The organism is bacterium, assembly GCA_023150945.1.
Lineage (GTDB): Bacteria > Zhuqueibacterota > Zhuqueibacteria > Zhuqueibacterales > Zhuqueibacteraceae > Coneutiohabitans.
In genome coordinates this window covers 419,236-445,430 of record JAKLJX010000002.1, presented here as the reverse complement: position 1 = coordinate 445,430, position 26,195 = coordinate 419,236, and the positions used below count along the sequence as shown (strand labels likewise).

Sequence of the window (26,195 nt, the reverse complement as noted above, 5' to 3'; positions counted from 1 at the left end):
AGCACCAGCGGGAATTCGATTGACGGGAGCCCATGAACAAAGCACAGAAGTCTGTTGACTGGTCTTTCCTTGCCTTGCTGGCGGCGGCACTACTGTTTCGTTTGTTTCTCCTCCGATTCCGCTTCGCCATTGGGTGGGACGAACCCCACTATCTGAATCTGGCTGCCAATTTCGCCAACGGAGATTGGCACGGTTGGCTGCATCCGTTTTGGTCGCCGCTGTATCCGGCGCTCAGCGGCCTGCTGGGATTGCTGGTGCCGAATCTGGAGACGGCCGGCCGGCTGGTCAACCTCATTTGCGGCGGGTTGATCCTCTGGCCGGTTTATCGCCTGGGCATCGATCTCTTTGGTCGAAACAGTGCGTGGTGGGCGGCGGCGATTCTGGCATTTTACCCGCCGCTGGCCTTCGGCGCCACCAGCGCTTTGGCCGAGCCCTCTTACATGCTGTTTGCCACTCTGGGTCTCTGGGCCGGATGGGAAGGCCTCAAACGCGAGTCAGCCGTGCGTGCTTTGCTTGCCGGTCTTTTCTGGGGTTTGGCCTATTTGACCAGACCGGAAGGCGTCGGTTTTTTGCTGGTCTTTGTCTTTTTTGTGACGCTGTTGACCGCCGGTCAATGGTTCAAGTCGCGGCGCATTCGCACGCTGCGTCTGGCGGTGCTGGCCGGCGCCGGCTGGCTGCTGGTGGCGCTGCCCTACATCTTCTACCTGCATGGTGAAACCGGGCGCTGGACGCTGAGCGCCAAGGGCGCGGCCGTGCAACAACTCGAGGCGCAATATTTCGCGCCGGGCAAGCTCGGCACTTTCGATACGCTTTCGGAAGACAACCGCGTTTATCCCAACGATCAGATTTATCATGACGGAGATTTTGTGCAGGCCACCGCCAAACAGGGCGGGTTGCCGATCCAAAACTCGCTCGCGCTGCTGGTGCGGAAGTATGCGACGCACTTCCATCGCCTGACCCGCTCGGAGCTGCCGGCGATCTTCTCGCTCGGTTTGCTGGTGCCGTTCGTGCTCGGCCTGTTCGGCAGCCCCTGGCAGACGGAACGGCCGCGGCTGAGCCTTTATCTGTTGAGTTACCTCGGATTCTTTTGGTTCATCGTCGTGCCGCTGTTTCACATCAACGAACGCTACTTGATTGCGCTGCTGCCGGTCGCGATGATTTGGGCCGGACACGGCCTGGTGCTGCTGCAAGATTGGCTGGCTGCAGGGCTGCGCCCGAGCCGGGCCGGCGGCCGCTTGAGCGAGGCCGGCCTGCAACGCTGTGCCTGGAGCGGCGCTGCCGGGTTCGTGCTGCTCTTCGGATTTTTGACCCAACTCGGCAGCATTGTGCAGCGCAGCACGTGGGATACTGATTTCTGGAGTGAAGCCGTCGAGCTCAAGCAGGCGGGCGAATGGTTGCGCGATCAGGCCGGAGCGACGCCGGTGCTGATGAGCTACAACAAGGCGGTGAATTTCTACGCCGGCAACCATAACCTGCGCGCGGGCGCCACTTTTTCACAAAATGAGTGGCCGCGCCTGGCGCAATACGCCGGCTATCGCGGCGTGACCCATGTGGTGTGGGCGGAACGGTATGCCTCACACTTCCCCAATCTCCAGCAGTTGAATGATCCCGCCACCGCGCCGCCGGAGTTGCAGGCGATCTACGACCAAAGCCCGGCGCCGGGTTTGCGGACAATCATCTATCGCTTTGCGCTGGCCGTTGCCCGCAGCCCGCAGGCGCAGCCGGAAGTGGTTCCTTGAGCCGATCGGGCAGAGCAGGAAGGCGAGACTGTCGAGGGGCGGCACGCCGGCGGCCAGGGCCGCGGCCCTCTTCCGCACGCGATCACTGCAGTTCAGCAAGACAGGTGAGATGATATGAATCATCCAAGTCAGACTGTTCCTCTCGATGCCGGCGCCGGCAATGGCGCCCGTTTCGCCTCCGCGGAAGGCAGTCCCGTGGCCAGTCGTCAAAAAGATACCGCGATGCGCGAACGCATCCGGTTTTCCATTGTGCTGCCGGTTTACAATGAGGAAGCCAACCTTCCGCAGACCTATCAGCGTCTGACTAACGTGCTCAGCGCGCTCGGCGAGCCGTACGAAATCATCTGCATCAATGACGGCAGCCGCGACCGCTCACGCGACCTCCTGCGCAGCCTGCATCAACAGGATCAGCGGGTCAAACTCGTCAGCTTCACCCGCAACTTCGGACACCAAACCGCGGTAAGCGCCGGATTGGATTTTGCCGACGGCGAGGCGGTGATCGTGATGGATGCGGATTTGCAGGATCCGCCCGAGTGCCTGCCGCAGTTCATCGCCAAGTGGCAGGAGGGGTTTGATGTCGTCTACGCCATTCGCACCAAGCGCAAGGAGCACTTTTTCAAACGCGCCGCTTACGCGCTATTTTATCGTCTGATCAAGCGCATCGCCGACATCGACATTCCACTGGACAGCGGCGATTTCTGCATCATGGATCAAAAAGTGGTGCGGGTGATCCGCGCGCTGCCGGAACGCAATCGTTTCGTGCGCGGCATTCGCAGTTGGGTCGGCTTCCGCCAAACCGGCCTGGCTTATGAGCGGGAGGAGCGCTTTGCGGGCCGGACGAACTATACGCTCTACAAGCTGATCAAGCTCGCGCTCGACGGCTTTGTCTCGTTTTCCTACATGCCGCTGCGCATGGCCGCGATCCTGGGATTCCTCACCTCGGGCTTGTCGTTTGTGATGGCGCTGGTGCAGCTTTACCGGCGCTTGTTCGTGCCCAGCTCCTACGTGCCCGGCTTTGCCAGTATCATTATCACGGTGTTGTTTTTGGGTGGCATTCAACTGATCACGATCGGGATCATCGGCGAATATTTGGGGCGGATTTTTGACGAGGTCAAACGCCGGCCGCTTTATCTGGTCGACGAAGTGTTGGGTTTGGAGGACCGCAATCGTTCCGCATCTGCGTGAAACTGTCGGTAATTGCCAGGGCAAGCAGCAGTTGTTTCTTAAGTTACCGTTCCGACGCTTGCGCTGCAATTTCATTAATCACGCTCTGAAGGTGAAATGAGCAAAACCTCCGCAAACCTCATCTTTCTGATCTCGATCGCCGCGACGATTATTGGGCAATTACTGTTGAAGAAGGCGACCGCCGCCCAGCGCCTGACCTTCGACCCCAGCCAATTGTGGGCGACAGTGTTAGGCTTGGCATTCAACCCCTACCTGCTCGGCTGGGTGTTGAGCGCGGGCGTCAGTGCGGCACTGTGGATCTTTGTGGTGTCGCGCTTCGAACTCAGCCTGGCCTTTCCCATTGCCACGACGCTGAGCTACATTCTCATTCTGGTGCTCTCATGGTGGCTATTCGACGAACAAATGACGGTCACACGGTGGATCGGGGTTGGATTGATGAGTGCGGGAATTTTCATGACCTATCAGAGCTGAGCCATGACCAACACTCCGCTCTCCCCATGGAACACAGCACGAACGGCATCAGTCTGTCGATCTTCTTTCCGGTCTACAACGACTGGGGAACGATTGGGAGCATGGCTGCTTTGGCAATCGCCACTGCCGAGCAGATCACCAGCGACTACGAAGTCATTCTCGTCAATGACGGCAGCGGCGAGAGCACCGTCGAAGTTCTCAACTTTCTGGAGAAGAACTTCCCGCAGATTCGCGTCGTCCACCACAAAAAGAATCGCGGGTACGGTGGTGCGCTGAAAAGCGGTTTTGCCGCCGCCACCAAGGAATTCGTCTTCTATACCGACGGCGATGCGCAATATGACGTACGCGAGCTCAAGAAGCTGGCGGCCGCCATGCGCTCGGGCATCGACATCGTCAACGGCTACAAGATCAAGCGGCACGATCCCTGGTATCGCATCGTCATCGGCCGGTTCTATCACACCGTCACCAAGTTGGCCTTCGGTTTCACCATTCGCGACGTCGATTGCGACTTTCGCCTAATGCGGCGCAGCATCTTCGAGAAGATTCATCTTGAGCACAGCAGCGGCGTCATCTGTGTCGAGATGATCAAAAAGATGCACGATGCCGGCTGCCGCTTCGCCGAAGTGCCGGTCACCCACTTTCATCGCGCCAGCGGCAAATCGACGTTCTTCCGGTTTCGCCGCATTGCGCGCGTCGGACTCGACCTCACCCAGCTTTGGTGGCGGCTCGTCATCAAGAAGGAATCCTTATCCCGACAGCCGGTTCATGCAAGACCTCACGAAGCCGTTTCATGACAAGAATGTCATGATCACTGGAGGGCTGGGATTTATAGGGTCCAACCTCGCGATTCGCCTGGCGACCGCCGGGGCGCGCGTGACCGTGGTCGATTCGCTGATCGACGACTACGGCGGCAACCTCTTCAACCTGCACGGCTATGAAGACCGCCTGCGCATCAACATCGCGGATGTGCGCACCCGCCCGACCATGAATTATCTCGTGCGCGGCCAGCATTACATCTTCAACCTCGCCGGCCAGGTCAGCCACATCGACAGCATGGAAAATCCCTACAATGACCTGGAGATCAACTGCATCAGCCAGTTGTCGATTCTCGAAGCCTGCCGGCGGTTCAATCCCGCCGTGAAGATCGTCTTTGCCGGCACGCGCCAGCAGTACGGCAAGCCGCAGTATCTGCCGGTGGACGAACGCCATCTCATGATTCCCGCCGACGTCAACGGCATCAACAAAATCGCGGGCGAAATGTATCACCTGCTCTACAACAACGTGTATGGCATCCGCGCCTGCTCGCTGCGGCTGACCAACACGTACGGCCCGCGCATGTTGATGAAGCACAACCGCCAGGGGTTCATCGGCGTGTTCATCCGCCAGGCGATCAACGGCGAGTGCATTAAAATTTTCGGCGACGGCAAGCAGCGCCGGGACTACAACTACGTGGAAGACGTGGTCGACGCCTTCCTGCTCGCCGCCGCCGATGATCGCGCCAACGGCGAAGCCTTCAACCTCGGCGGCCTGGAGGTGTTCAGCCTGCTGCGCTTCGTCGAGATGCTCCTCGAAATCACCGGCAGCGGCTCTTATGAAATCGTGCCCTTCCCCGAAGAAAAGAAGCGCATCGACATCGGCGATTATTACGGCAACTACGAGAAGCTCCGCAGCCTGCTGGGCTGGGAGCCGCAGGTGAGATTGCGCGAAGGCTTGGAGCGCACGGTCGACTATTTTCGCAAATACAAACAACATTACTGGCCCAAGGATGAATGTTCCCTTTCTTGACATGGCGCGCCAGCATGCGGCGCTGAAGACCGAGATTGAAGCAGCCCTGGCGCGTGTGTGCAACCGCGCCTGGTTCATTTTAGGCGAGGAATTGCAGGCATTCGAGCAGGAGTTTGCCGCCTATCTCGGCGCACGCCACGGCGTGGGCGTCGGCTCCGGCACCGAAGCGCTGCACCTGGCCTTGCTGGCTTGCGGCGTGCAACCCGGCGATGAAGTCATCACCGTGCCCAACACCGCGGTGCCCACCATTTCCGCCATTTCCTTCGCCAATGCCACGCCGGTGTTGGTGGATATCGATCCCGTCACCTTCACCATGAACGTGGCGCAGGTGGAGGCCGCGATCACCGCGCGCACGAAAGTGTTGCTGCCGGTGCATCTTTACGGCCAGACCGCTGATCTCGCGCCACTGCTGGAAATCGCGCGGCGGCACAATCTGCGGGTGGTGGAAGATGCCTGCCAGGCGCACGGCGCCACCTACGGACTTCGCAAGGCCGGAACCTGCGGGGACGTGGGCTGCTTCAGCTTTTATCCCAGCAAGAACCTGGGCGCCTACGGCGACGCCGGATTCGTCTGCACGGATCAGCCCGAAATCGCCGAGCGGTTGCGTTTGTTGCGCAACTACGGCCAGACCCGGCGCTATCATCACCTTTCCAAAGGTTTCAACAGCCGGTTGGACGAGCTGCAAGCCGCAATCTTGCGCACGAAGCTGCCGCACCTCGATCATTGGAACGCGCGCCGGCAGGAACTGGCGCAGCGCTATGATGCGCTGCTGCAAGGCCTGCCTCTGCGGCTGCCGCAGCGCGCGCCCTACGGCCGGCATGTCTTTCATCTTTACGTGGTACGCACGCCGCAGCGCGATCAGCTCTGTGCGTTTCTGGCGGAGCGCGGCGTGCAGACCATCATTCACTATCCCGTGCCGGTGCATCTGCAGGAAGCGTATCGCGATCTCAATCTCGCGGCCGGCTCCCTGCCGGAAGCCGAGCAGGCCGCGCGCGAAATCGTCTCGCTGCCGCTCTATCCCGAGATGCAATCAGAAGAGCTCGAATTCGTCGCGGCCGGCATGCAGGAGTTCCATCAAAAACACTGACCTTCTCCGCGGCCTCATGAGGATTCAGCATGTCGACTTCCTCCACCCTCATGCTCCCCCACGAGTACCGCCGCATGTTCGAGGCGGAGAGTTTACACTGGTGGTATCGCGCACTGCGGGCATGGATCGCAGCCAATCTGCGCCGGCACCTTCCCGCCGGCAGCCGCGTGTTGGACGCCGGCTGCGGCACCGGCGCCACCCTGGCGCTGCTGCAGGCGCTGCGCTACCGTTCGGTGGGATTTGATTTGGCCCTTGCCGGATTGCAGTTCGCCGCCGGCCGCGAGCAATTGCGCGGCAAATTGTGCTGCGCCTCGGTGGTGAAGCTGCCGGTTCCCGACTGCAGTTTTGATGCCGTCATCAGCTCGGATGTGCTGTATCTGTTGCCTGATGAGCAAGAGGCAGCGGCACTCGCGGAAATGCGGCGGACGCTGAAGCCGGGAGGCCTCCTGCTGCTTAATCTGCCGGCGTACGAGTGGCTGCGCGGCGAGCATGACCAGGCGGTGGCGACACAGCGGCGCTACACCGCCCGCAGCCTGCAGCAAAAACTCCAAGCTGCCGGTTTTGAGATTCTGCGGCTGGAGTATCGCTATCTGATCTTTCTGCCCGCTCTCGTGCTGGTTCGCCGCCTTTGGCGCAGCGGTCGCCGTGAAGCGGCGGCGGCCAGCTCGGATCTCTCCCTCAATCACGGCCTGCTCAACGTCTGGTTCACCTGCTTGATTCGGTTGGAGGAACGGCTGGGTCAGTTTATCCGCCGGCCGTTTGGCAGCTCAGTGAGCGCCGTCGCGAAAGTTCCACGTTGAAACAAGCGTTCGTGAGTGGTCAGTTTAGCTTGCGCCGTCTGCCTTGCGCAAGCAGAAGCCTTTGTTCGTGAACAGGTGTTGTCGATGTAATCATTTGAAAATATTATCGCCGTACGCTCGCCAGCATATCCCTGCTTCGCGCCCCACCTCCCCAAAAGTTGGATTGAGTTTTGCTGAGTCAGCGACCGATGCACAAACGTGACACTTTATCTGGCATTGCCTGCAACTGAAGGGTGAGATGGAACCTTTTCTGTTCAAGTCCAAGATCGTCGTTGTCGTGCTCTGCGCCTTGGTGTTGATCGTCGGCTATGTGGTCGCGCCCAATCGCCGCCGTTTCCTGTTGGCGTATGGCACGGTGACCGCCGGCTTCCAGATCGAGATGCTGCTGACCTTCTTCGGCGCCGGCGTCACCCTCAGTTACCTGGCTTTTCTCGCCTTGTTGATCCAGTCGTTCATCGAACCCCGGCGTGACCTGCCCCACCCCAAGCCGCGCGTGCTGTGGCCGTGGCTCGGGCTGCTGCTGTTCTCTGCGCTGGCGGTCAGCAAAGCCATTGACGCCGAGATGGCGCGCGCTACGTTCGTCCTGTTCAGTTTTGATCTCATCATGTTCTTTGCGGTGTTGCGCACGGTGAAGACGCCCGGCGACATCCGCTACTACGTCGGCTGTCTCATGGCTGCGGTGCTGGTGCAGGGCGTGCTCGGGTTGCTGCAATACAAAATTCCCTTCTTCAAAATCGGCATCATCGATCATTATCAATCCTACATGTGGTGGCGGGCGAAAGGCACGTTTTTCCATCCCAACCATCTGGGCATGTTCTTCCTGCTCATGCTGCCGATCGTGGCGCGCTACCTCATCGCCGCCATGGCGGAGCGCAATGTGAAGTGGATCACTTATGGCTTTGCCACCTTCGGCATCGGCTTCGTGGCGCTGCTCGCCACCTACAATCGCGGCTCGTGGGGCGGATTGATTTTCGGCCTGCTGATCATGCTGGCGGTGGATTTCACCAACCGCGGGGTGAAGATCCGGCGGGTGATGTCGAATCTGCTGGCGCTGGCTTTTTTGCTCGGCGGCTTGCTGTCGATCAAGTTTGCGCCGAAAATCTACGATCGCGTTTTCCAGGACGACGCGGAAGGTCAGCTCGAAGGCCGGGGCCAGCAGATCGAGGAAACCATTCCGCTGATCATGCAAAATCCCATTGTCGGCGTGGGCTACAACAATGACCGCTTCCATGCCTCGGTCATTTTCGTGCACAACGTCTACATGCTGATTGCCGCGGAAACCGGCCTGCTCGGTTTGGCCTGCTTTCTGTGGTTTCTCCTGGAAATCTTCCGGGAGATTTGGGCCGTGAGCCGATCGGCGGTGCTGTACGCCGCGAATTATGCTCGCGGCGCGCTCGCCAGCCTGCTGGGCTTCAGTCTGGCTTCCTGGGTCGGCCCGGATTTTTGGATCAATTACGGCGTGCAATCCTACTTCTGGCTGTTGCTGGCTCTGCTGTACAGCGTCAGCCGGTTGAAACGCGTGGTGCTGTTCAAACAAAAACAGGCAGTCTTGGCGCAGAAGAAACAGACGGCGCTCGCAACTTCATGAAACGTCATCAACACAATCTCTCGCCGGCGGCACCTGCGGCCGCGGCGGGCAAGGCCCGCCTGCTGTGGCTGGCGCTGGCGCTTTTCCCTTTCCTCAGCATTCCGCTGATCGGTGCCCAGTTGTATTTTCGCCACGATGACTCCGCCCTGCTGCTGTGGGCCAAGGAATTCACTGCGCCGTTCTACCATGCGCTGTCGCCTGATCCCGTAGTCAACGGCTTCGACAAATACCCCGGGATGGGGCCATACTGGCGGCCGTTCATCTATCTCTACATCAAGGGACTGTGGGGACTGTTCGGCACGATGCCCGGGCCTTACTATGTGGTCGGCGGCGTGCTGTTCATGATTGCAGTCTATTTTCTCTTCCGGATCGCGGAGCAGCGCTGGGGCCTGGCCGTCGCGGTGTGGAGCTGCCTGGCATTGATGGCCGCCTTCTACGGCACGATGTACAATCTCTATCATCTCACCATTCAAGTTTCTTTCTTCTATCAATTGCCGCTGCTCTACTTCTTCTGGGACTATTTGCAGCGGCAACGCGGGCGGTCGCTCCTGGGGATGTTGCTGTTTTTGGTGCCGGCCATGGGCCGGCAAACCACGCCGGTGTTGATGATTGCGATCTTGGTGGCCGAATGGCTGGGGCAGCGCGGACAGCGCCTGGCATTTCTGCGCAAGAACTGGCCGGCGCTGCTGCTGCTCGTGCCCGGCTTCTATCTCATCTCGCTTTCGCCGCAGACCAGCGAAGGTTCGGTGCTGGCGGAAGGCGCGAACGTCGCGGCGATCATCGCCTTTCTGCGCGAACGTTTCTTCTATTACGGCGGCCTGCTCACCAGCGGCGTCACCGGGTTGCTGTTGCTCACGCTGATCGGCGGCGGCGTTTGGCATCATTTCGCCCGGCAGGCGAGCGCCCGGCTGCGCGTTGAAGGAATCGCGTGGCTCTGGCTGCCGCTCACGCTGATCATCACCGTCACGGTAATGGCGTTGCAACCACTGGCCATCTACTGGCTGGTGTTCTGCTGCATTTATCTGTTCGTCTGCGATGCCCAGGTGCGCATGCCGATTGCCTGGGCCGGGGCCTCGATCATTTGCTTTCTCTCCGCCAAGTACTATCACAACGGCTACTTGCTGGAATCCGGTTTTGCGTTTGCGCTGGCGCTGGGGGTGTTGCTCGTGCGACTCTCCGAGCCGTTGGTGTGGTTGTGGCACCGGCATTTCAGCTTGCCGCGCCGCCGGGTACCGGCGCTTGCCGGCGGCACCTTGTTGTTGGCGGTGCCGCTGGCGGTTGTGCTCTCCGGCCGTGCGCCGGCGCTGTCCGAACCGTTTGAAGTCGTGCAGATCGCGATTGATTCCAATCAAAATTTTCAGGAGTTGATGCAGTACCTGCAGCGCGAGCTGCCGGCCGGTGCGCAGCTCTATGAGTTCTCCGAGGAGGAATTGGGATTGACGCGGTTTGACCGGCGCCATATCTCGCTGCGCGAGCGCGCCCGCCGCGTCAAAATCATGAACGCGCAAGACAAGCTCAACATGCTGCGCGTGCTCGACCGTGAAGATCTGCAAATCCATTCCGCTGCCGATTGGCCCGACGCCAGCCGGCATCCGCAAGCCTATTTTCTGGCGGCCAACGATTTCGAAAGAGAACTGGCGCAACAGCGCTTTGCGCTCGTATTGGTGCGGGAATTCAAGCGCACCACCGACTCCGCCGCGCTCTTTCGAGCGGATGCACTCCAGCCGCAGGCCGCGCCGGCCCCGCCCGGCGGCGAACCGTTGGCCGACAAAGCGGTGAGTACGCCCTCGCCATGAAGATTTTGATGATCGACAAATATCACTTCATCAAGGGCGGCGCCGAGCGCTATTTCTTCGAGCTCAAACGCGTGCTCGAGCGCCACGGCCATGAAGTGATTCCCTTCGCGATGCAGCATCCCGACAATTTTCCCTCGGCCTGGTCAGAGCATTTTGTCTCCAACATCGAGTACAACGGCCACGCCGGGCTGCGCCGCCTCACGGCCGCGCCGCGAATCTTCGGGCGCATGCTTTATTCCACCGAGGCCAAGGCCAGGGTCGAGCGCCTGGTCGATCAAGTGAAGCCGGATCTCGTGCATCTGCACATGATCGATCACCAAATCTCGCCTTCAATTCTGCACGTGTTTCAGCGCCACGGTATCCCGGTGTTGCAGACCTGCCATCAATACAAACTGGTCTGCCCGAGCTATCGCCTGCTGGTGATGCGGGAGAATCGTATTTGTGAGAAATGCGTGAACGGCTGTTTCTATCATGCCGTGCTCGAACGCTGCCACAAGGATTCACTCGCCGCCAGCGCCATGGTGGCGGCCGAATCCTACTTGCACAAGTGGATGAAGATCTATGATGTCATTCGCTTGTTTCACGTGCCCAGCCGCTTTCTCGGCGAGAAGCTGCTGCAAAGCGGCGTGGCGGCGCAACGCGTGTGGCAGCAATTCTACACCATCGAAATGGCGGATTTTCCCTATTCACCCGACAGCGAGGATTATTTCGTTTACTACGGCCGCCTCTCGGAGGAAAAGGGAATCCTGACGCTGCTGCGCGCGATGCAAAAGGTGAAGACTTCGAAGCTGCTGATCATCGGGGACGGACCGCAGCGGCCGGTGCTCGAACAATTCGCCGCGACGCATGGCCTTGCCAACGTCGAGTTTCTGGGAAACCGCGGCGCGCGGGGATTGGTGACGCTGGTGGGGCGGGCGAAATTCGTGGTGGTGCCGAGCGAATGGTATGACAACTCGCCGCTGGTGATCTATGAATCGTTTTCGCTGGGCAAGCCCGTGATTGCGACGCGGCTGGGCGGCATGCCGGAGTTGATTACCGACGGCCTCAACGGCCGCCTGTTCGACGCCAAAGATGACGTGACGTTAACACAGTTGATACATGCTCTGCTTCGGGATGAGACAAAATTGAAAGAAATGAGCCGGGCGGCACGCGCTACCGCCGAGCGGGAATTCGATCCTGAAGTACATTATCAACGCATACACGCGGTTTATCAGCGTTTGCTGCACTGAGTGCGAACCGGCGAGGCGCGGCCGCAGCCGGCACAATGCGCGGCCACTGCAGCACAAGACTTGCGATCCCGCCGGTTTTGTTCTTTGAATCCAGGCATTTACTGCGAAACACCGTGGGCGGAAGTGTGAGCGGAGCCGCGCAACACCGCCGGCGTTGTCGTGGTCGCGGGCTGAAGCGCACGCAGCCATCCGGCATTGCCGGTATGAATCTCTGTTTTGCTGACATTTTGGTACGGACTTTGTCATAACTTCACGGCAGAGGGGTGAGGCAAGAACTGTGCGAAAATCAGTCGCCGGAATTGCAGCGGCCGCGAGGGCGAGATCAGCAAACGCGAATGAAGGAGATTCTCAAAGGACTCAAATTGGAGGAGTCAAGCATGCAAGCAGTGAAGTGGCACAGGACGTGTGTGATGGTCATGGTTTTGATTTTTGTGCCAATGCTGAGCCGCAGCCAAACCCGCAATCATCCCTATCCCCGCACCGCTCTGTTTCAATGGGAGGGTGCACCGGATGAATGGTATGCCAAGTTTGATCTGGTGATGAGCCGCAACGACCGGCCGGATTGGGCGCGCCGTGTCAAGCGCATCAATCCCAACGTGATGTTGTTGCCTGCCAAGGACTGGAACAAGGGCAATGAGATTCCCGGTTTTGCGCAGCAATGGTTCGTTGCCACCTCGAACGGCGGCCGCCTCGAGTTGTATGGCAGCGACTCCTGGTTCACGGACTTTTCCGATCTTTGTCCGCGCGTCAATGGCAAGCGCTATGTCGATTTCTTGGTGGACTATTTGACGACTGCCATCGATCACTCGGTGTTCGACGGTGTGGCGACCGACGGCATCTATGGCCGCGAGCATATGACCTACAATCTGGGTTCCGGCCGCTCCATTCCCGATATCGATCTCGACCGCAATGGCCAGAATGATTTGAATGAAGCCGGCAAGGGCAGCAGTTGGGTGATCAGCCATTGGCAGGCGGGCATCGATTACCTGCTGGCCGAACTGCGCCGCCGGCTAGGTCCGAATCAGATCATCCTGCTCAATTCCGGTACCACGCACGGCTGGGGCTGGGAAGTGACCAACGGCATGGTGTCGGAACACACCAGCGGCGTGTTCGATCCGAATTTTTTCTTCACCACGTATCGCAATCTGATGAATCGCGCCCACCAGCCGGTGGTGTCCTTGTTGAACGCCAACCCGGAAGGCCGCGATCAGGAGCGTGCCAGTCCCTCGAAAACGTACTATCGCCACCAGCGGTTCATGCTGGGTGTGGCGATGTGTTTCGACTGGTACTTTGAGTATGAAGATCTTGAGTCCGGTGAGCATTACTACAACCAGTATTACGACGAGTTTGCGGTGAAAGTCGGCTATCCCACCAGCGGCCCGCACAAGATTCGCGGTGACGTGTGGGTGCGTTTCTTCGACGACGGTGCGGTGATCACCAATGTCACCGGCAGCGACGTGACGGTGAGCGACGCGGACTTGCGCGGGCTGAGCGGCTACAACGGGCCGTACTATCGTTTTCGCGGCGGCCAGGATCCGGATTTCAACAATGGCGGGCAATTCAGCCAGGTGGCGCTGCAAGGGCATATCGTCATCGCGTATGGCGGGGACAAGATGATCGCCGGCGACGGCATTCTGCTGACGCGCTCTCCGCGGGTGGTGGTGGCCGATATCATTCTCGATGATTCACCCGGCAGCACCACCGCCGGCGGCGCCAACACGGAATTCATCGGCAATTGGGCACGCATCGAAGACTGCCGCAACGGCATCAACCATTACACCCTGCGCTGCGCGCCCTGGATGAATCTGCTGACGCATCGCCGTGCGGAGGCCGGCGGTGGTGAGGCCCGTGCGGTCTATCGGCCGAACCTCGGCCTCTCCGGCGAATACGAAGTCTTCGAATGGCACGGGCAATTGGGCAGCTCGAGCGACGCCGTGGCCGAGGGCGACAATGTGCCCTACGTCATTCGTCATGATGGCGGCGAAAAAACCGTGCTGGTGAATCAGCGCAGCAATTCCGGGCAATGGAACTCGCTCGGCAAGTTCACTTTCACCCGCGGCCGGGATCATTCCGTCACCATTACCAACAAGGCCAACGGCCCGGTGATCGCCGACGCGATCAAGTTCGTCTACGGTGGCGGCACCCCGCCGCCGAACTATGATCCGGCGCCGGCGCCCCCGCGCAACGTCAGAATCGGCAATTGATCACGAACTCTCAACCTCTGCAGTTGTGCCCGATGGCTGATTGGAAGAACAAACTCGCGTACTGTTTGAGCGGCCAAAACCGGCGCAAGAAATTCGATTATTTCATGCAGGTTTTTTCGCCGGACGCCACCACGCAAATACTCGACGTGGGCGCGGCGGAAGATGAATTCAGCGAAACCGACAACCTGCTCGAGCGGCTCTATCCGCACCCTGGCAACCTGACGGTGCTGGGCATCGATCCCTATCGGAAGTTCCGCGAGCGCTATCCGGCGGTGCGCGCGCTGGTGTATGACGGCCGCGAATTTCCGTTTCCGGATCAGAGCTTCGATTTGTGCTGGTCGAACGCCGTGCTCGAACACGTCGGCAACCGCGATCGGCAGATACTTTTTCTCAAGGAAATCCGGCGGGTGGCGCGCAACGCTTTTGTGACGACGCCGAACCGGTTTTTCCCGGTGGAAGTTCACACCCGCACACCGTTGCTGCACTTGCTGCCCAGGCCGGCCTTTGAACGATATCTGCATTGGGTGGGAAAAGGCTGGGCCGCGGGCGATTACATGTTTCTGCTTTCGCTGCGCGACGTGCAGGAATTGCTGCGCGCGGCGGGCATTGATCATTACCTCATCCGGCGCAATCATCTGTGCGGCTTCACCCTCGATTTCGTGGTGATGTTCGGCGAGAAATTCGAGGTGCGCCGGCAGCCGCAGGCGCGGGTGGAGTAGCCGCCGGGGCGGAAGTGCCACGCTGAAAATCGCGGCGGCGCGTGGCAGCATGGATTTGATGATAGATGTTGGACTCGGAAGTGCTGCTTAACCAGGAGGACGTATGGCCGTATTATCCATCACCCAAGGTCACGACACCGGCGCTGTCATCGTCAAAGATGGACGAATGCTGGCCGCAATCAGTGAGGAGCGCCTGTCGCGCATCAAAATGGACACGCAATTCCCGACGCGCTCCATGCAAGCCGTGATGGAGATCGCCGGCGTGCCGCCCGAAGAGATCAAGCATGTCGTGATTCCGGAACTGCGCAAGGGCGAGGACATTTTCAAAAACCTGTTTCCGAAATATCCCCAAAGCGTCTTTGCCGGCGCCAACGGTGAGCTGAAGTTCGGCGATCGCGTGCGGCAAGTCGCCATGTCCGGCAGCCTGCTGATGAAGACCTACCCGCGCATGGCAGTGTTGTATCGCCGCTATGAAAAGCGTTTGCGTGAAATGTTTCCGCATGCCCAGCTTCACCGCGTCGAGCATCACGTCACGCATGCCGCCTCTGCCTATTACACCAGCGGTTTCGAAAAAGCGATCGTGATCACCGGCGATGCCTGGGGCGATTTCGTGTCCACGATGATCTGCGTCGGCGCAGGCAAGAAGATGACGCCGGTGCATCGCTGCTACTATCCCAATTCGCTCGGGCACTATTATCAAAGTCTGACCAACTGGCTCGGCTTTCGCGGCGGCCGGCACGAGGGCAAGATTTTGGGCCTGGCGGCGTTCGGCAATCCGCAGTCGCCGGTGTATGATGAAATCAAGGGCATGCTGGTGTGCGAAGGGCTGGACGTGCATGCGCCCGGCATGATGGGAAAAATCTGGCACAAAAAAATGCCCTTTGCCAAAAGCAGCATGATGAGCCGGCTGGTCGCCAACTACAAACGCGAAGACATTGCTGCCGCGTTTCAACGCCGCTTCGAAGAAGTGGTGACCACCCTGGTGCGCAATGCGATGGCGCAATTCCAGATCGACAACATCTGCCTGGCGGGCGGCATTTTCGCGAATGTGAAATTGAACCAGCGGGTGTTCGAAGTGCCGGGCGTGAAGCGCATCTACATCTTCCCCAACATGGGAGATGGCGGTGTCTGCGCCGGCGGCGCGCTCTATTACGACATCAACCAAAACGGCTCGCGCGGCAGCGCCCTGCCGCACGCTTATCTCGGCCCGAATTACACCGAGAAGCAGATGGAAAAAGCCTTGCGTGACAAGGGCGTGCCCTTCGAATATCACAAGGACATCGAAGTCAAGATCGCCGAGCTGCTCATGCAAAACAAAGTGGTGGCGCGCTTCAACGGCGCAATGGAGTATGGCCCGCGCGCGCTCGGCAACCGCTCGATCCTGTATCCCGCGGTCGATCCCGCGGTAAACAAATGGCTGAATGAGCGCCTGAAACGCACCGAATTCATGCCGTTCGCGCCGGTCACCTTGATGGAAGAAGCGCACCGCTGCTACAAAAATCTCAGCGGCGCCGAATTTCCGGCGCGCTTCATGACCATCACCTTCGACTGTACCGACTTCATGCGCACCAAATCGCCGGCTGCCGTGCACGTGGACAATACCGCGCGGCCGCAACTGATCGACGAAAAGACCAATCCCAGCTACTATCGCATCGTGCAGGAGTATTTCAAGCTTTCCGGCATTCCGAGCGTGGTCAACACCAGCTTCAATATGCACGAGGAACCGATTGTCTGCTCGCCGTCCGACGCGATTCGCGCGTTCCAGCTTGGCCACCTCGATTACCTGGCGATCGGCCCCTTCCTGGTCAAGGGCCAGAATCAGAACTGAAGGATTCCCGCCTTTCCCGGCTGTGCGGAATTCTCCGCCTGCGCCGGGCCCGTGGCGCAACCGCCGGCGGGCCGGCCGGGCAACATTCTCGTGAAACGGACATGTCCACCCTGCAACGATTTTTTCGCAACACCTCCGTGCTGATCCTCGCGAATGCGCTGCAGCCGGTGTTGTCATTCTACTTGATCGTGACGATCAGCCGGACGTTGCAGGTCGAGGGGCTGGGCGCCTATGCCACCGTGTTCAACTATCAGGCGATCTTTCAAATCATCTCGGCCTTCGGCCTGAAGAACCTGCTGACCCGCAACGTGGCGCAGCAGCAAGAGCAGGCCTGGCGCCACCTCTGGCACGCCAGTCTGACGGTGGTGCCGTTCTCGCTGCTCAGCATGCTGCTGCTCATCGCGCTCACGGCCGGCTTGCAGTACGGCGCGCTGGTGTTGTGGGCGACGGTGATCGTCAGCTTGTCGTTGCTGGCCGCAGCTTGGGCGGAGGTCTGCGAAGGCGTGCTCGCCGGCCTCGAACGGTTGCATGTGGTGGGATACAGCGCCGTGCTTGAAAATGCCCTGCGCGTGATCTTCAGCTTGCTGGCGCTGGCGCAGGGTTTCGGCTTGCTGGCGCTGGTGTGGGTGTTTGTGGCGTGCCGGTTCGGCCGCGCCCTCTTTTACTTTTTCTATCTCCATCGGCTGCTCGCACCGGCGCAGCCGGCCGGGCGATTCCGGTTTGATCGCGCCTTCGCGAAGAGCATGGTGAGCCAGGCGCGTGTGTTCGCCATGACCATGGTCTGTGTCACGGTTTACTGGAAAGTCGACGTCTCGCTGCTTTCCAAAATTCGGGGCATGGAGGAAGTCGGGTTGTACAGCGCCGCCTATCGCTTTCTAATGCTGGCACTGGTGGTGGTGGACAGCTTCGTCAACTCTCTCTTTCCCATCATCTCGAACTATTACCGGGCCGGCCGCGCGGCCCCCGGCGCAGATGCCAACCCGTTCGAGTTGGCGTGCAAGAAGGGCCTGCAGCTTTTGCTCGTGCTCACCGTGCCGGTGGCGCTGGCACTCTCGCTGCTGGCGGATCCGATCATCGCCCTCATTTATGGCGAAAAATTCGCGGCGGCCGCGCCGGTGTTGCGCGTGCTCATCTGGGTGGTGGTGCCTTACGCGGCCTCGCAGATTTTTGCCTACGCCCTGGTCGCCAGCAACAACCAGCGCTATGATCTGCAGGTCAATGCCATCAGCATGCTGGCCAATCTCGTGCTGAACTGGATGTTGATCACGCGCTTTGGCTATATGGGCGCGACCTGGGCGGCGCTGGGCGCCATCTTCGTGTATGTGGCGCTGCAAGTGCCGTTCGTTTTCCGGCAGGTGATCCGGTTCGAAAGCAAGCCGCTCTGGCAGGGAGGACTCAAGCTGGTGGCGGCTGCCGCTTGCATGGCGGCCGCCTTGCTGTTTTTTGCCAGGATCCAAATTTGGTTTTTGATGCCACTGGCGTTTTTCATATACTTGCTGGCGGTGTGGGCGGTCGGCGTATTTTCCAAGCAGGATTGGGCGCTCGCCTCCCGCTTCTTGAAATGAATCTGTGTCCCGGTCTGTCAGGCAAGGAATCTCTTCATGGTTTGGCCACCTCTCCCGAATTTCGGCTGCATTCCTCCGCTGTGGCAGGATGACCGTGGCGTTTTCCGGAACGACCGTGCCTGCTGATCATTCTCACAAGCAACGCCTTCCCGTTCTGCTCTATCATCGCATCGATGGCGAGGCCGACAAGAACTGGCGCCGCTTCTGTGTCGCGCCCGCACATTTTGCCGAGCAGATGGCGTGGCTGGCGGGCGCCGGGTATCGCACGATCGATTTGCACGCGCTATTGGATTACTATGCCCAGGGCCGGGCGGTGCCGGAAAAGGCGCTGGTCATCACTTTCGACGACGGCTATTTCTGCAACTACAGCCGCGCCTTTCCGGTGATGGCCAAATTCAATTTCACCGGCACGATTTTTCTGGCTGCCAATCTCATGCGCACCGCTGCCGCGCCGCCGCCGGAGAGCCGGCACAGCTTCATGTCTTGGCAGGAAATTCGCGAAATGCAGGCACACGGCTGGAGCTTTCAATCCCACGGCCTGGCGCACGTAAACTTGACCACGCTCGACGCCGGCCAGGTCTGGCAGGAAGTCTCGCATTCGCGCGCGCTGCTGGCGGACAAGCTGGGCCGGCCGGTGGATTTTTTCTGTTATCCCTTTGCCGGCTTCAACCCGCAAGTGATGGCGGCCGTGGCCGCGGCCGGCTATCGCGGCGCCTGCGGCGGTCCGCCGTTCTATGCCGACGGCCCGGTCAGCCCCTTTGCGATCGGCCGCACCGAGATCTTGTGGCAGGATTCGTTCACGCAATTCCGGTTCAAAATGCAGCAGGGATTGGGCTACTACTATTTCACGCGACGGCAGTTGGGCAAAGTCAAGCGCCTTTTGTGGCGAAGTTGACGGCATCTTATGGTCATCACATACTTCAGCTACCTTTGGGATATTGACGGCATTTCCGCCGGCTCGGCGATCAAGGCCAGGGAATTCTTGGCGGCGATGCAACGCCTCGGACACACCACCCATCTGGAGTGGCGTGTGCCGCAGCCGGCGCCGCACACCAACGTGGCGCAGCAGGCCAAGGAGCGGCTGTTGAAGCCGCTGCTGCAAAAATATCTGCACGAACCCAAGCGCGTGCTGGTCAACGCGAAGTATCTTTGGCAGGAACACCGGATTCTCACCCGCCGTCGGCCCGATATTCTGCTGAATCGTCTCGAGCTCTACACCTTCTCGGCGCTGTGGCTGGCGCGCCGGCTGAATCTGCCGCTGGTGATCGAGGCCGATTGTCCGCCCACGCATGAACACATGAATTTCTACGGCCGGGACTTCGTGCATCTCGGCGATTTGGCGATGACGATCGAAATGGCCAACTTGCGCGGCGCCGATGCCATCATCGCGATTTCGAACATTCTCGCCGACTACTACAGCGAGCGCGGCATTCCGCGCGAAAAAATCCACGTGATTCCCAACGCCGTCGATGCCAACAAGTTCGTGCCGCGGCCCAAAGACCAGGCCTTGGCGCGCGAGCTGGGACTGGAAAACCGCACGGTCGTCGGCTGGGTGGGTTCGTTGTTCGGCTGGAGCGGCATCGAGAATCTCATCGGCATGGCGCGGCATGTGCTCTCCCACCGGCCCAACGTCAGCTTCTTGTTGGTGGGCGGCGGCAAGAACAAGGAATTTTTTCAAGAGCAGTTGCACACCAACGGCTACGCGCCGCGGGTCGTGCTGCCGGGCACGGTACCCCACAGCGAAGTGCCGCGCTATCTCTCCTGCATGGACATCGTGCTGGCGCCTTATCCCAAATTGGATTTTTGGTATCCCTCGTCAGTGAAAATTTTCGAATACATGGCTTCCGGCAAGGCCACGGTGGCCACCCGCGTGGGGCAGGTGGCGGAGATCATCGAGGAGGGCAAGAACGGCCTGCTCTTCGATCCCGAACGCGCCGGCGAGCTGATCGAAAAAGTGTTGGCGCTGGTGGACTCCGAGGAGAAGCGCCGGCAGATCGGCGAGCAGGCGCGGCGCGACGTGCTGGCGAAATGGACGTGGGAACACATGGCGGGCCGCATGCTGGAGGTGTTCGAGGAGGTCTTGCAGCGCCGGCGCCACGCCGGCAGTTGAGGCCTTCCGCCGGCAGCCGCCGGCGGAGCAGGGAAGTGGAGTGAATTGGAAACTATTGTCGGGCAAACCATGAAGGAGCAAAGGCAGTCATGAAGATTCTGATTACGGGTGGAGCAGGATTCATCGGGTCGCATCTCACCGACGCGTTGTTGCAGCGCGGCCACAACGTTACCATCATCGATGATCTCTCCACCGGCAAGCTGGAGAACATCGCGCACGTCCGCGCCTTCCCCAATTTCCATTTCGCCATCGAGACCATCATGAACGAGGCGGTGATGGACCGGCTGGTGAGCGAATGTGATCTCATTTTTCATCTCGCTTCCGCGGTCGGCGTCGAGCTGATCGTCAACCGGCCGGTGGAAGTGATTGAACGCTGCGTGCTCGGCACCGAGATCGTGCTGAAGACCGCCAATCGCTACAAGAAAAAAGTGTTGATCACTTCGACTTCCGAAGTCTACGGCAAGAGCAACAAGGTTCCCTTCAGCGAGGAAGACGACCGCATTCTCGGCCCCACCACCAAGAGCCGCTGGAGCTATTCCTGCTCCAAAGCCATCGACGAGTTTCTGGCGCTGGCCTATTTCAAAGAGATGAAACTGCCGGTGGTGATCGTGCGGCTGTTCAACACCGTCGGGCCGCGCCAGACCGGGCAATACGGCATGGTGGTGCCGCGCTTCGTGCAGGCGGCAATGCACAACAAACCGTTGCGCGTGTATGGCGACGGCACGCAATCGCGTTGTTTCGGCTACGTCGGCGACGTGGTGCAGGCGTTGATTGCGCTGGCCAGCCATCCGCAGGCCGTCGGCCAGATTTTCAACATCGGCAGCAATGAAGAAGTGACCATTCTGGAACTCGCCGAACGGGTCAAGACCATCATTGGCAGCAGCTCCGAGATCGTGAAAGTGCCCTACGCCGAAGCCTATGAAGCCGGCTTCGAAGACATGCAGCGCCGCATGCCGGATCTCACCAAAATCAAACGGCTGATCGGTTACGAGCCGACCGTGAAGCTCGACCAGATCATCCGCCACATTTGGGAATACTTTCAGGAAAAGGAAAAGAACGGCCATCCCGAAGGCAATCAAGCGCTGCTGGAATCCGTGTTTCACGACTACGTACGTTTGTAGGCTGCCGGCCGGTAGCCGGCCGCGTGATTTCGCTTGATGACGTCCGACGGCCGCCGGGCAATCGCGCACGGCGGTTTGGCTGGACCAGTTTGGTTTGAGGAAGATGAACACCGACAAGCAACCCCGGCGTCTGCGCGTGCTGCAAGTGGTGGATGGCTTTCGCATGGGCGGCGCCGAGAACAAATTGTGGGAATTGATCGAGCGGCTGGATCGCAACAAGTATGAGATCCTGCTCGCCACCGTGGGGCCGGGCGGCCCGCTGCGGCCCCAGTTCGAAAAGCTCGGCATCGAGATTTTTGACTATTGCCGGCGCTGGGCGTTTGATCCGCAGCCCTTCTTTCGCCTTTACCATCTGATGAAAGAACGCCGGATCGACATCGTGCAAACCACATTGTTTTGGGCCGATGTCATCGGCACCACCGCCGCCAAGATGGCCGGCGTCCCCGCCATTCTCTCCTGGGAAACCGTGTCGCACGAGGGCGATCCCTATCACAACAACCTACAGCGCCGCGGCGGTTACCGGCTGGCGATGGCCTGCGCTGATTTGATCGTGGCGGTTTCGCATGAAGTAAAGCAGTCGCTCGTGCGGCGGCGCGGCATTCCCGCGAGCAAGATTCGCGTCATTCACTACGGCGTCGATCTCGAACAATTTCATCCCAATGGTCATGACCGCGTGCTGGCCAAGCGCCGGGAAATCGGCGTCAGCCCGCGGAGCTTTTTGATCGGCACGGTCGCGCGCCTGGAACCCTGGAAAGGGCATCGCTATTTGATCGACGCGTTCGCTCCGCTCGCCCCGCAATTTCCCGACGCGCATCTTGTGTTCGTTGGTGACGGCTCGCTGCGCGCCGAATTACAGGCACAGGTCGCTGCGCGGCAGTTGCAGAACCGTGTTTTCTTCATGGGCGTGCGGCCGGACGTGGCGCAATGGGTGAATGCCGTGGACCTCTTCGTGCTGCCCTCCTTGCCGGGTGAAGGCCTGCCCAACGTGTTGCTGGAAGCCATGGCTTGCCGCAAGCCGGTGATTGCCACGCGTGTCGGCGGCGTTCCGGAGTTGGTGAAGCCCGGTGAGAATGGCTTTCTGGTGCCGCCGGGAGAAGTTGCGCCTTTGCGTGACGCCCTGCTGCAGGTCTTGCACGACCGGACGCGCCTCAACCAGCTCGGCAAGAACGCCCGTGCCACGGTGGAGAACCGTTTCACGTTGCAGCAGCAAATCGCTTCATTCGAGGAAACACTCGACACGCTGTTTGCCCGCAAGGCGCAACGTTGATTTCGCCTCGCCGCGCTGTCCAACGAGCGCTGCTTCTGGCGTACGATTGACCGTCGCCAGGCCTCCAATTTCTCTTGCCTGGCCACCACGTTGCCAACGCCGTTGCGCGGCTTCGCTTGCGCGCGGCACAGCGCGGTGACGGTGGCCGGTTTCTTTTCATCATCGAGTGACAACATGGACGAAGGCAAGTATCAAAAACTCCTGGCGATGGAAGTGGGCCTGATCAAGCGCCGCACGTGGCTGCGCGGCCTGCTGACGGGCGCCCTGCTCGCATTGCTGCTCGTCGGCAGCGTCACGGCTTATTTTTGGCTGAATCGCGACAAGTACCTGCAAGTCGCCGTGGGCTGGGTGGCGGGTGATTTGTTCTATGAGCTTTTTCGCTACTTCCCAGACGGTTACGTCACCAACAACAAGGAAAAATTCGTCACCACGCTGGATGCCTTCGTCAACGCCGCTGCACGCGACGAGATTACGAAGTATGATTTGCAGCAACTCGCCGCGACACTGGTCTCCCACATTCAGGATCGCCGCCTAACCTACAAGGAAGTCGACGAAATCCTGATGTTGATGGAGATTGCAGCGCGCCACGGCCAGAACCATTCCTCGGCGACTTCGGCGACGGTGGCACATCATCCCTATCCCCGCACCGCGATTTTTCAGTGGGGCGGCGCGCCGGACGAATGGTATGCCAAATTCGACCTGGTGATGACGCGCAATGACGACCCGGCCTGGGGCCGCCGCATCAAGAAACTCAATCCCAACGTGATGCTGCTACCGGCCAAGGACTGGAACAAGGGCAACGAGATTCCCGGCTTTCAAACGGCCTGGTTTGCGGTTGATTCCCGCGGCCGCCGCATTCAGCTTTATGGTGAAGATTCCTGGTTCTCGGATTTTTCCGATCTCTGCCCGCAGGTACAGGGCCGGCGCTATGTCGACTTTCTGCTCGATTTTCTCACCCGAGAAGTCGATCACACCGTGTTTGCCGGCGTCTCGACCGACGGCATCTACGGCCGTGAGCATTTGACTTACCAGCTCGGGCCGGGCCGGGATATTCCTGACATTGACCTCGACCGCAACGGGCAAAATGATCTCGATGAACATGGCAAGGGTAAAACCTGGGTGATCGCACACTGGCAGGCCGGCATCGACGAGCTGCTGCGCAAACTGCGCGAGCGCCTGGGGCCGAACCAGATCATTCTGCTCAACTCCGGCACGGCGCACGGCTTCGGCTGGGAGGAAACCAACGGCATGGTGTCGGAGCATACCAGCGGCATCTTCGATCAGAATTTCTTCTTCACCACCTACCGCACGCTGATGAATCGCGCGCACAAGCCGGTGGTTTCGCTGCTGAACGGCAATCCGGAAGGCCGTGACCCGCGCAAACCCTCGCCTTCGCGGAACTATTTTCAGCACGCGCGTTTTCTGCTGGGCGTGGCCATGTGCTTCGACTGGTATTTCGAGTATGAAGATCTCGAATCCGGCGAGCATTACTACAATCAATACTATGACGAGCTGGCGGTGAAAATCGGCTATCCCACCAGCGAAGTGCAGCGCTTGCGCGATCACATTTGGGTGCGCTTCTTCGATGCAGGCGCGGTGATTGTCAATGTCACCGGCGGATTGGTGGAAGTCGAGGATGAGGATCTGCAATCATTGAACGGCTACAATGGACCTTACTATCGCTTTCAAGGCGGGCAAGATCCGGACTGCAACAACGGCCAGCCGTTCACGGCGGTACAGCTCAAAGGCCATGAATTCGAGGCCGCCGGCCAGGCCACGATGATTGTCGGCGATGCCATCTTGCTCACCCGCGAGCCGCGCACCGTCGTGACCGATATCGTGCTCGATGATTCCCACAGCAGCACGAGCGCGGGCAGCCGCAACACGGAATTCATCGGGGACTGGACGCCGCAATGCGATGATGGCTTCGACTTCTACACTTTGCGTTGCGCGACCTGGCAAAACTTGTACGGCTTTCGTACTGCCGCGCCGGGCAACGGCGAGGCGCGCGCAATTTACCGGCCGGGCATCGGCGTCTCCGGCGACTATGAAGTTTTCGAATGGCACGGCCAATACGGCAAGTCGGTCGCCTCCGCGAAAGAGGGCGAGAACGTGCCGCATCATATTCGTTTCGCCGGCGGTGAGAAAACCGTGTTCGTCGATCAAAGCCGCGCCTCCGGCCGTTGGAATTCGCTCGGCATCTTTCGCTTCGAGCGCGGCGGTGAGGCTGCCCTCACCATCACCAACCAAGCCAACGGCCCGGTGGTTGCCGATGCGTTCAAGCTGGTCTATCAAGGCAATCGCGCGACCGGCTCGGCACCTGTGAATTGAAGTCGCGTTCCCTGACCCCGCCGGCCGAATCCTTGACCCACCACATGCCGTCGCGGCCTGCGGCGAATTCTGCTCCCAGTCTTGGCTTCCGCCATTTTTTTTGTTAGATTGCCGGTGTCCGAGCCAGGTTCAGCCTGAGCTGAGCCCAGGCTGTTGCAGAATTCTTCTGCGCTGTGCGAAGAACCCTGGTTTGCAGTGGCCGGAACACTGGCATCGTTCCCGTGGCGGTAGTCCGCCTGTCCCGGGCATTCTCAAGAGCACATGATGAATCGTCCCCCTTCCCTCAACGCGCGGGTGGTATCCTTTGCGCCGGTCGCGCTCGACGCTGACACGCCGCCGCTGGTTTGCGCCCGCCAGCTCATTCTCGAGCGTGCCGTTGAAATGGCACGCTGCGAAGAGGGCACGCGCCGCGGCGAGGATATCGAGGCGCTGCATGACATGCGCGTGTGGTCGCGGCGGCTGCGCGAGGCGCTGGAGATCTTTGCCTTTTGTTTTCCGGAGCGGCAGTATGACCGGTTGTACGGCCGCGTGCGGCAAGTCACTCGCACGCTGGGCGCGGCGCGCAATGCCGATGTGGCGGTGGCGTTTTTTTCGGAGCAGCATGGCCGCGCGCCGGAGTTGGTGGCGCGCTTCGCGCTCGAAGATCTGCTCCGTCGTTTGGTGAAACAACAACGCCGAGAACGTGAACGCATGCAGGAACGTCTGAGCAACAAGGTCAAGGCGGCGGAATTGCCGGCAGCGTTCGAAGCCGCGTTTCAAAAGCTCGCGCAAGTGTCGCCCGGCCGGCGCCGTGGTCCACGCACCGCCGGCCGGCTGGCCCGCACGCTGCTGTTGCAGCGCCTGCAGGAAGTGTTCAAGGTGCGCGCCGCCATCACCGGTGAAGATCACGTGGAGGGCTTGCACAATCTGCGTATCGCCGTGAAGAAGCTGCGCTACGCCCTGGAAGTGCTCGGTTTCGCGGCCGGTGAGGGCGTGGCCGAGAATCTGAGCTTCTTCAAGAAACTGCAAACCGTGCTGGGCGATTTGCACGACCGTGACGTTTTCATCGCGCTGGTGCACGAGCGCTACGCGTCGCTGCAGCAACAGACTTTCGCCGGCCTGCTGTTGGAAGGCTATGAGAAAGTGTTCGCCCATCTCGCGCAGGAACGCCAGCAATTCTATGAAAAATACCTCAAACTCTTCGGCCCGGCCACGCTGACGGAATGGCGGAAGCGGGTGGTGCCGCCTCGGCCGCGTCCGGCCCTCCCCAAGACCGAGGCGCCCTCGTCACCAGCCGCCGAAGCCTCCTGAGGGATCGGCCATCCGCCAATCACCTTCTTGCCGTGCCATCTGAACAACGTCGGCTTGATCCACAGCCTGCTGCGTGCAGC

General features: G+C 60.0%; 20 protein-coding genes. All 20 read left to right on the top strand.

What is annotated here, in order from left to right; genetic code table 11:
• Positions 1-32 precede the first annotated feature (32 nt).
• Positions 33-1,739 (top strand): glycosyltransferase family 39 protein, encoded by a 1,707-nt coding sequence (locus L6R21_05085; protein MCK6558552.1) that lies wholly within the window; start codon positions 33-35, stop codon positions 1,737-1,739.
• A 114-nt stretch (positions 1,740-1,853) separates the two neighbouring features.
• Positions 1,854-2,924: a glycosyltransferase family 2 protein gene (locus tag L6R21_05080; GenBank protein ID MCK6558551.1), complete on the top strand. Its 1,071-nt coding sequence runs from the start codon at positions 1,854-1,856 to the stop codon at positions 2,922-2,924.
• 96 nt (positions 2,925-3,020) lie between these two features.
• Positions 3,021-3,395, top strand: coding sequence for a hypothetical protein (locus L6R21_05075; GenBank protein MCK6558550.1), 375 nt, complete (start codon positions 3,021-3,023; stop codon positions 3,393-3,395).
• A 26-nt stretch (positions 3,396-3,421) separates the two neighbouring features.
• On the top strand, positions 3,422-4,189 hold the full coding sequence (locus L6R21_05070; protein ID MCK6558549.1) for a glycosyltransferase family 2 protein: 768 nt from the start codon (positions 3,422-3,424) through the stop codon (positions 4,187-4,189).
• Positions 4,161-5,180: an NAD-dependent epimerase/dehydratase family protein gene (locus L6R21_05065; GenBank protein ID MCK6558548.1), complete on the top strand. Its 1,020-nt coding sequence runs from the start codon at positions 4,161-4,163 to the stop codon at positions 5,178-5,180. Before L6R21_05070 ends, L6R21_05065 begins: the two co-directional genes overlap by 29 nt.
• A complete protein-coding gene (locus tag L6R21_05060; protein MCK6558547.1) occupies positions 5,146-6,267 on the top strand; it encodes a DegT/DnrJ/EryC1/StrS family aminotransferase in 1,122 nt (373 codons plus the stop codon). The genes L6R21_05065 and L6R21_05060 overlap by 35 nt, the downstream gene beginning before the upstream one ends.
• 29 nt (positions 6,268-6,296) lie before the next feature.
• Positions 6,297-7,067, top strand: coding sequence for a class I SAM-dependent methyltransferase (locus tag L6R21_05055; protein MCK6558546.1), 771 nt, complete (start codon positions 6,297-6,299; stop codon positions 7,065-7,067).
• 238 nt (positions 7,068-7,305) lie between these two features.
• Positions 7,306-8,655 (top strand): O-antigen ligase family protein, encoded by a 1,350-nt coding sequence (locus L6R21_05050; GenBank protein ID MCK6558545.1) that lies wholly within the window; start codon positions 7,306-7,308, stop codon positions 8,653-8,655.
• Positions 8,652-10,451: a hypothetical protein gene (locus L6R21_05045; GenBank protein MCK6558544.1), complete on the top strand. Its 1,800-nt coding sequence runs from the start codon at positions 8,652-8,654 to the stop codon at positions 10,449-10,451. The genes L6R21_05050 and L6R21_05045 overlap by 4 nt, the downstream gene beginning before the upstream one ends.
• The gene (locus L6R21_05040) at positions 10,448-11,680 is read left to right on the top strand and encodes a glycosyltransferase family 4 protein (GenBank protein MCK6558543.1); all 1,233 of its coding nucleotides are present in this window, start codon (positions 10,448-10,450) and stop codon (positions 11,678-11,680) included. Before L6R21_05045 ends, L6R21_05040 begins: the two co-directional genes overlap by 4 nt.
• A 377-nt stretch (positions 11,681-12,057) precedes the next feature.
• Positions 12,058-13,884, top strand: coding sequence for a hypothetical protein (locus L6R21_05035; protein MCK6558542.1), 1,827 nt, complete (start codon positions 12,058-12,060; stop codon positions 13,882-13,884).
• Positions 13,885-13,916: 32 nt separating this feature from the next.
• Positions 13,917-14,603 carry a class I SAM-dependent methyltransferase gene (locus tag L6R21_05030; protein ID MCK6558541.1) on the top strand — a complete coding sequence of 229 codons (687 nt, stop codon included), beginning with the start codon at positions 13,917-13,919 and terminating at the stop codon, positions 14,601-14,603.
• Between the two features lie 103 nt (positions 14,604-14,706).
• Entirely contained in the window at positions 14,707-16,431 is a 1,725-nt protein-coding gene (locus L6R21_05025; protein MCK6558540.1) for a carbamoyltransferase, read from the top strand.
• Positions 16,432-16,532: 101 nt separating this feature from the next.
• The gene (locus tag L6R21_05020) at positions 16,533-17,996 is read left to right on the top strand and encodes a flippase (protein MCK6558539.1); all 1,464 of its coding nucleotides are present in this window, start codon (positions 16,533-16,535) and stop codon (positions 17,994-17,996) included.
• A gap of 115 nt (positions 17,997-18,111) precedes the next feature.
• Positions 18,112-18,891 carry a polysaccharide deacetylase family protein gene (locus L6R21_05015; GenBank protein ID MCK6558538.1) on the top strand — a complete coding sequence of 260 codons (780 nt, stop codon included), beginning with the start codon at positions 18,112-18,114 and terminating at the stop codon, positions 18,889-18,891.
• Positions 18,892-18,900: 9 nt separating this feature from the next.
• The gene (locus L6R21_05010) at positions 18,901-20,106 is read left to right on the top strand and encodes a glycosyltransferase family 4 protein (GenBank protein ID MCK6558537.1); all 1,206 of its coding nucleotides are present in this window, start codon (positions 18,901-18,903) and stop codon (positions 20,104-20,106) included.
• An 89-nt stretch (positions 20,107-20,195) separates the two neighbouring features.
• Entirely contained in the window at positions 20,196-21,227 is a 1,032-nt protein-coding gene (locus tag L6R21_05005; GenBank protein MCK6558536.1) for a GDP-mannose 4,6-dehydratase, read from the top strand.
• 103 nt (positions 21,228-21,330) lie between these two features.
• Positions 21,331-22,494, top strand: coding sequence for a glycosyltransferase (locus L6R21_05000; protein ID MCK6558535.1), 1,164 nt, complete (start codon positions 21,331-21,333; stop codon positions 22,492-22,494).
• A gap of 174 nt (positions 22,495-22,668) precedes the next feature.
• A complete protein-coding gene (locus L6R21_04995; GenBank protein MCK6558534.1) occupies positions 22,669-24,825 on the top strand; it encodes a hypothetical protein in 2,157 nt (718 codons plus the stop codon).
• A gap of 261 nt (positions 24,826-25,086) precedes the next feature.
• Positions 25,087-26,115, top strand: coding sequence for a CHAD domain-containing protein (locus L6R21_04990; GenBank protein ID MCK6558533.1), 1,029 nt, complete (start codon positions 25,087-25,089; stop codon positions 26,113-26,115).
• The last annotated feature ends 80 nt before the right edge of the window (positions 26,116-26,195 follow it).

What these genes read in the sequence shown, in the direction of transcription:
- L6R21_05085 (MCK6558552.1), top strand. Translation starts at nt 33, where the DNA reads ATGAACAAAGCACAGAAGTCTGTTGACTGGTCTTTCCTTGCCTTGCTG.
- L6R21_05080 (MCK6558551.1), top strand. Translation starts at nt 1,854, where the DNA reads ATGAATCATCCAAGTCAGACTGTTCCTCTCGATGCCGGCGCCGGCAAT.
- L6R21_05075 (MCK6558550.1), top strand. Translation starts at nt 3,021, where the DNA reads ATGAGCAAAACCTCCGCAAACCTCATCTTTCTGATCTCGATCGCCGCG.
- L6R21_05070 (MCK6558549.1), top strand. Translation starts at nt 3,422, where the DNA reads ATGGAACACAGCACGAACGGCATCAGTCTGTCGATCTTCTTTCCGGTC.
- L6R21_05065 (MCK6558548.1), top strand. Translation starts at nt 4,161, where the DNA reads ATGCAAGACCTCACGAAGCCGTTTCATGACAAGAATGTCATGATCACT.
- L6R21_05055 (MCK6558546.1), top strand. Translation starts at nt 6,297, where the DNA reads ATGTCGACTTCCTCCACCCTCATGCTCCCCCACGAGTACCGCCGCATG.
- L6R21_05050 (MCK6558545.1), top strand. Translation starts at nt 7,306, where the DNA reads ATGGAACCTTTTCTGTTCAAGTCCAAGATCGTCGTTGTCGTGCTCTGC.
- L6R21_05045 (MCK6558544.1), top strand. Translation starts at nt 8,652, where the DNA reads ATGAAACGTCATCAACACAATCTCTCGCCGGCGGCACCTGCGGCCGCG.
- L6R21_05040 (MCK6558543.1), top strand. Translation starts at nt 10,448, where the DNA reads ATGAAGATTTTGATGATCGACAAATATCACTTCATCAAGGGCGGCGCC.
- L6R21_05035 (MCK6558542.1), top strand. Translation starts at nt 12,058, where the DNA reads ATGCAAGCAGTGAAGTGGCACAGGACGTGTGTGATGGTCATGGTTTTG.
- L6R21_05030 (MCK6558541.1), top strand. Translation starts at nt 13,917, where the DNA reads ATGGCTGATTGGAAGAACAAACTCGCGTACTGTTTGAGCGGCCAAAAC.
- L6R21_05025 (MCK6558540.1), top strand. Translation starts at nt 14,707, where the DNA reads ATGGCCGTATTATCCATCACCCAAGGTCACGACACCGGCGCTGTCATC.
- L6R21_05020 (MCK6558539.1), top strand. Translation starts at nt 16,533, where the DNA reads ATGTCCACCCTGCAACGATTTTTTCGCAACACCTCCGTGCTGATCCTC.
- L6R21_05010 (MCK6558537.1), top strand. Translation starts at nt 18,901, where the DNA reads ATGGTCATCACATACTTCAGCTACCTTTGGGATATTGACGGCATTTCC.
- L6R21_05005 (MCK6558536.1), top strand. Translation starts at nt 20,196, where the DNA reads ATGAAGATTCTGATTACGGGTGGAGCAGGATTCATCGGGTCGCATCTC.
- L6R21_05000 (MCK6558535.1), top strand. Translation starts at nt 21,331, where the DNA reads ATGAACACCGACAAGCAACCCCGGCGTCTGCGCGTGCTGCAAGTGGTG.
- L6R21_04995 (MCK6558534.1), top strand. Translation starts at nt 22,669, where the DNA reads ATGGACGAAGGCAAGTATCAAAAACTCCTGGCGATGGAAGTGGGCCTG.
- L6R21_04990 (MCK6558533.1), top strand. Translation starts at nt 25,087, where the DNA reads ATGATGAATCGTCCCCCTTCCCTCAACGCGCGGGTGGTATCCTTTGCG.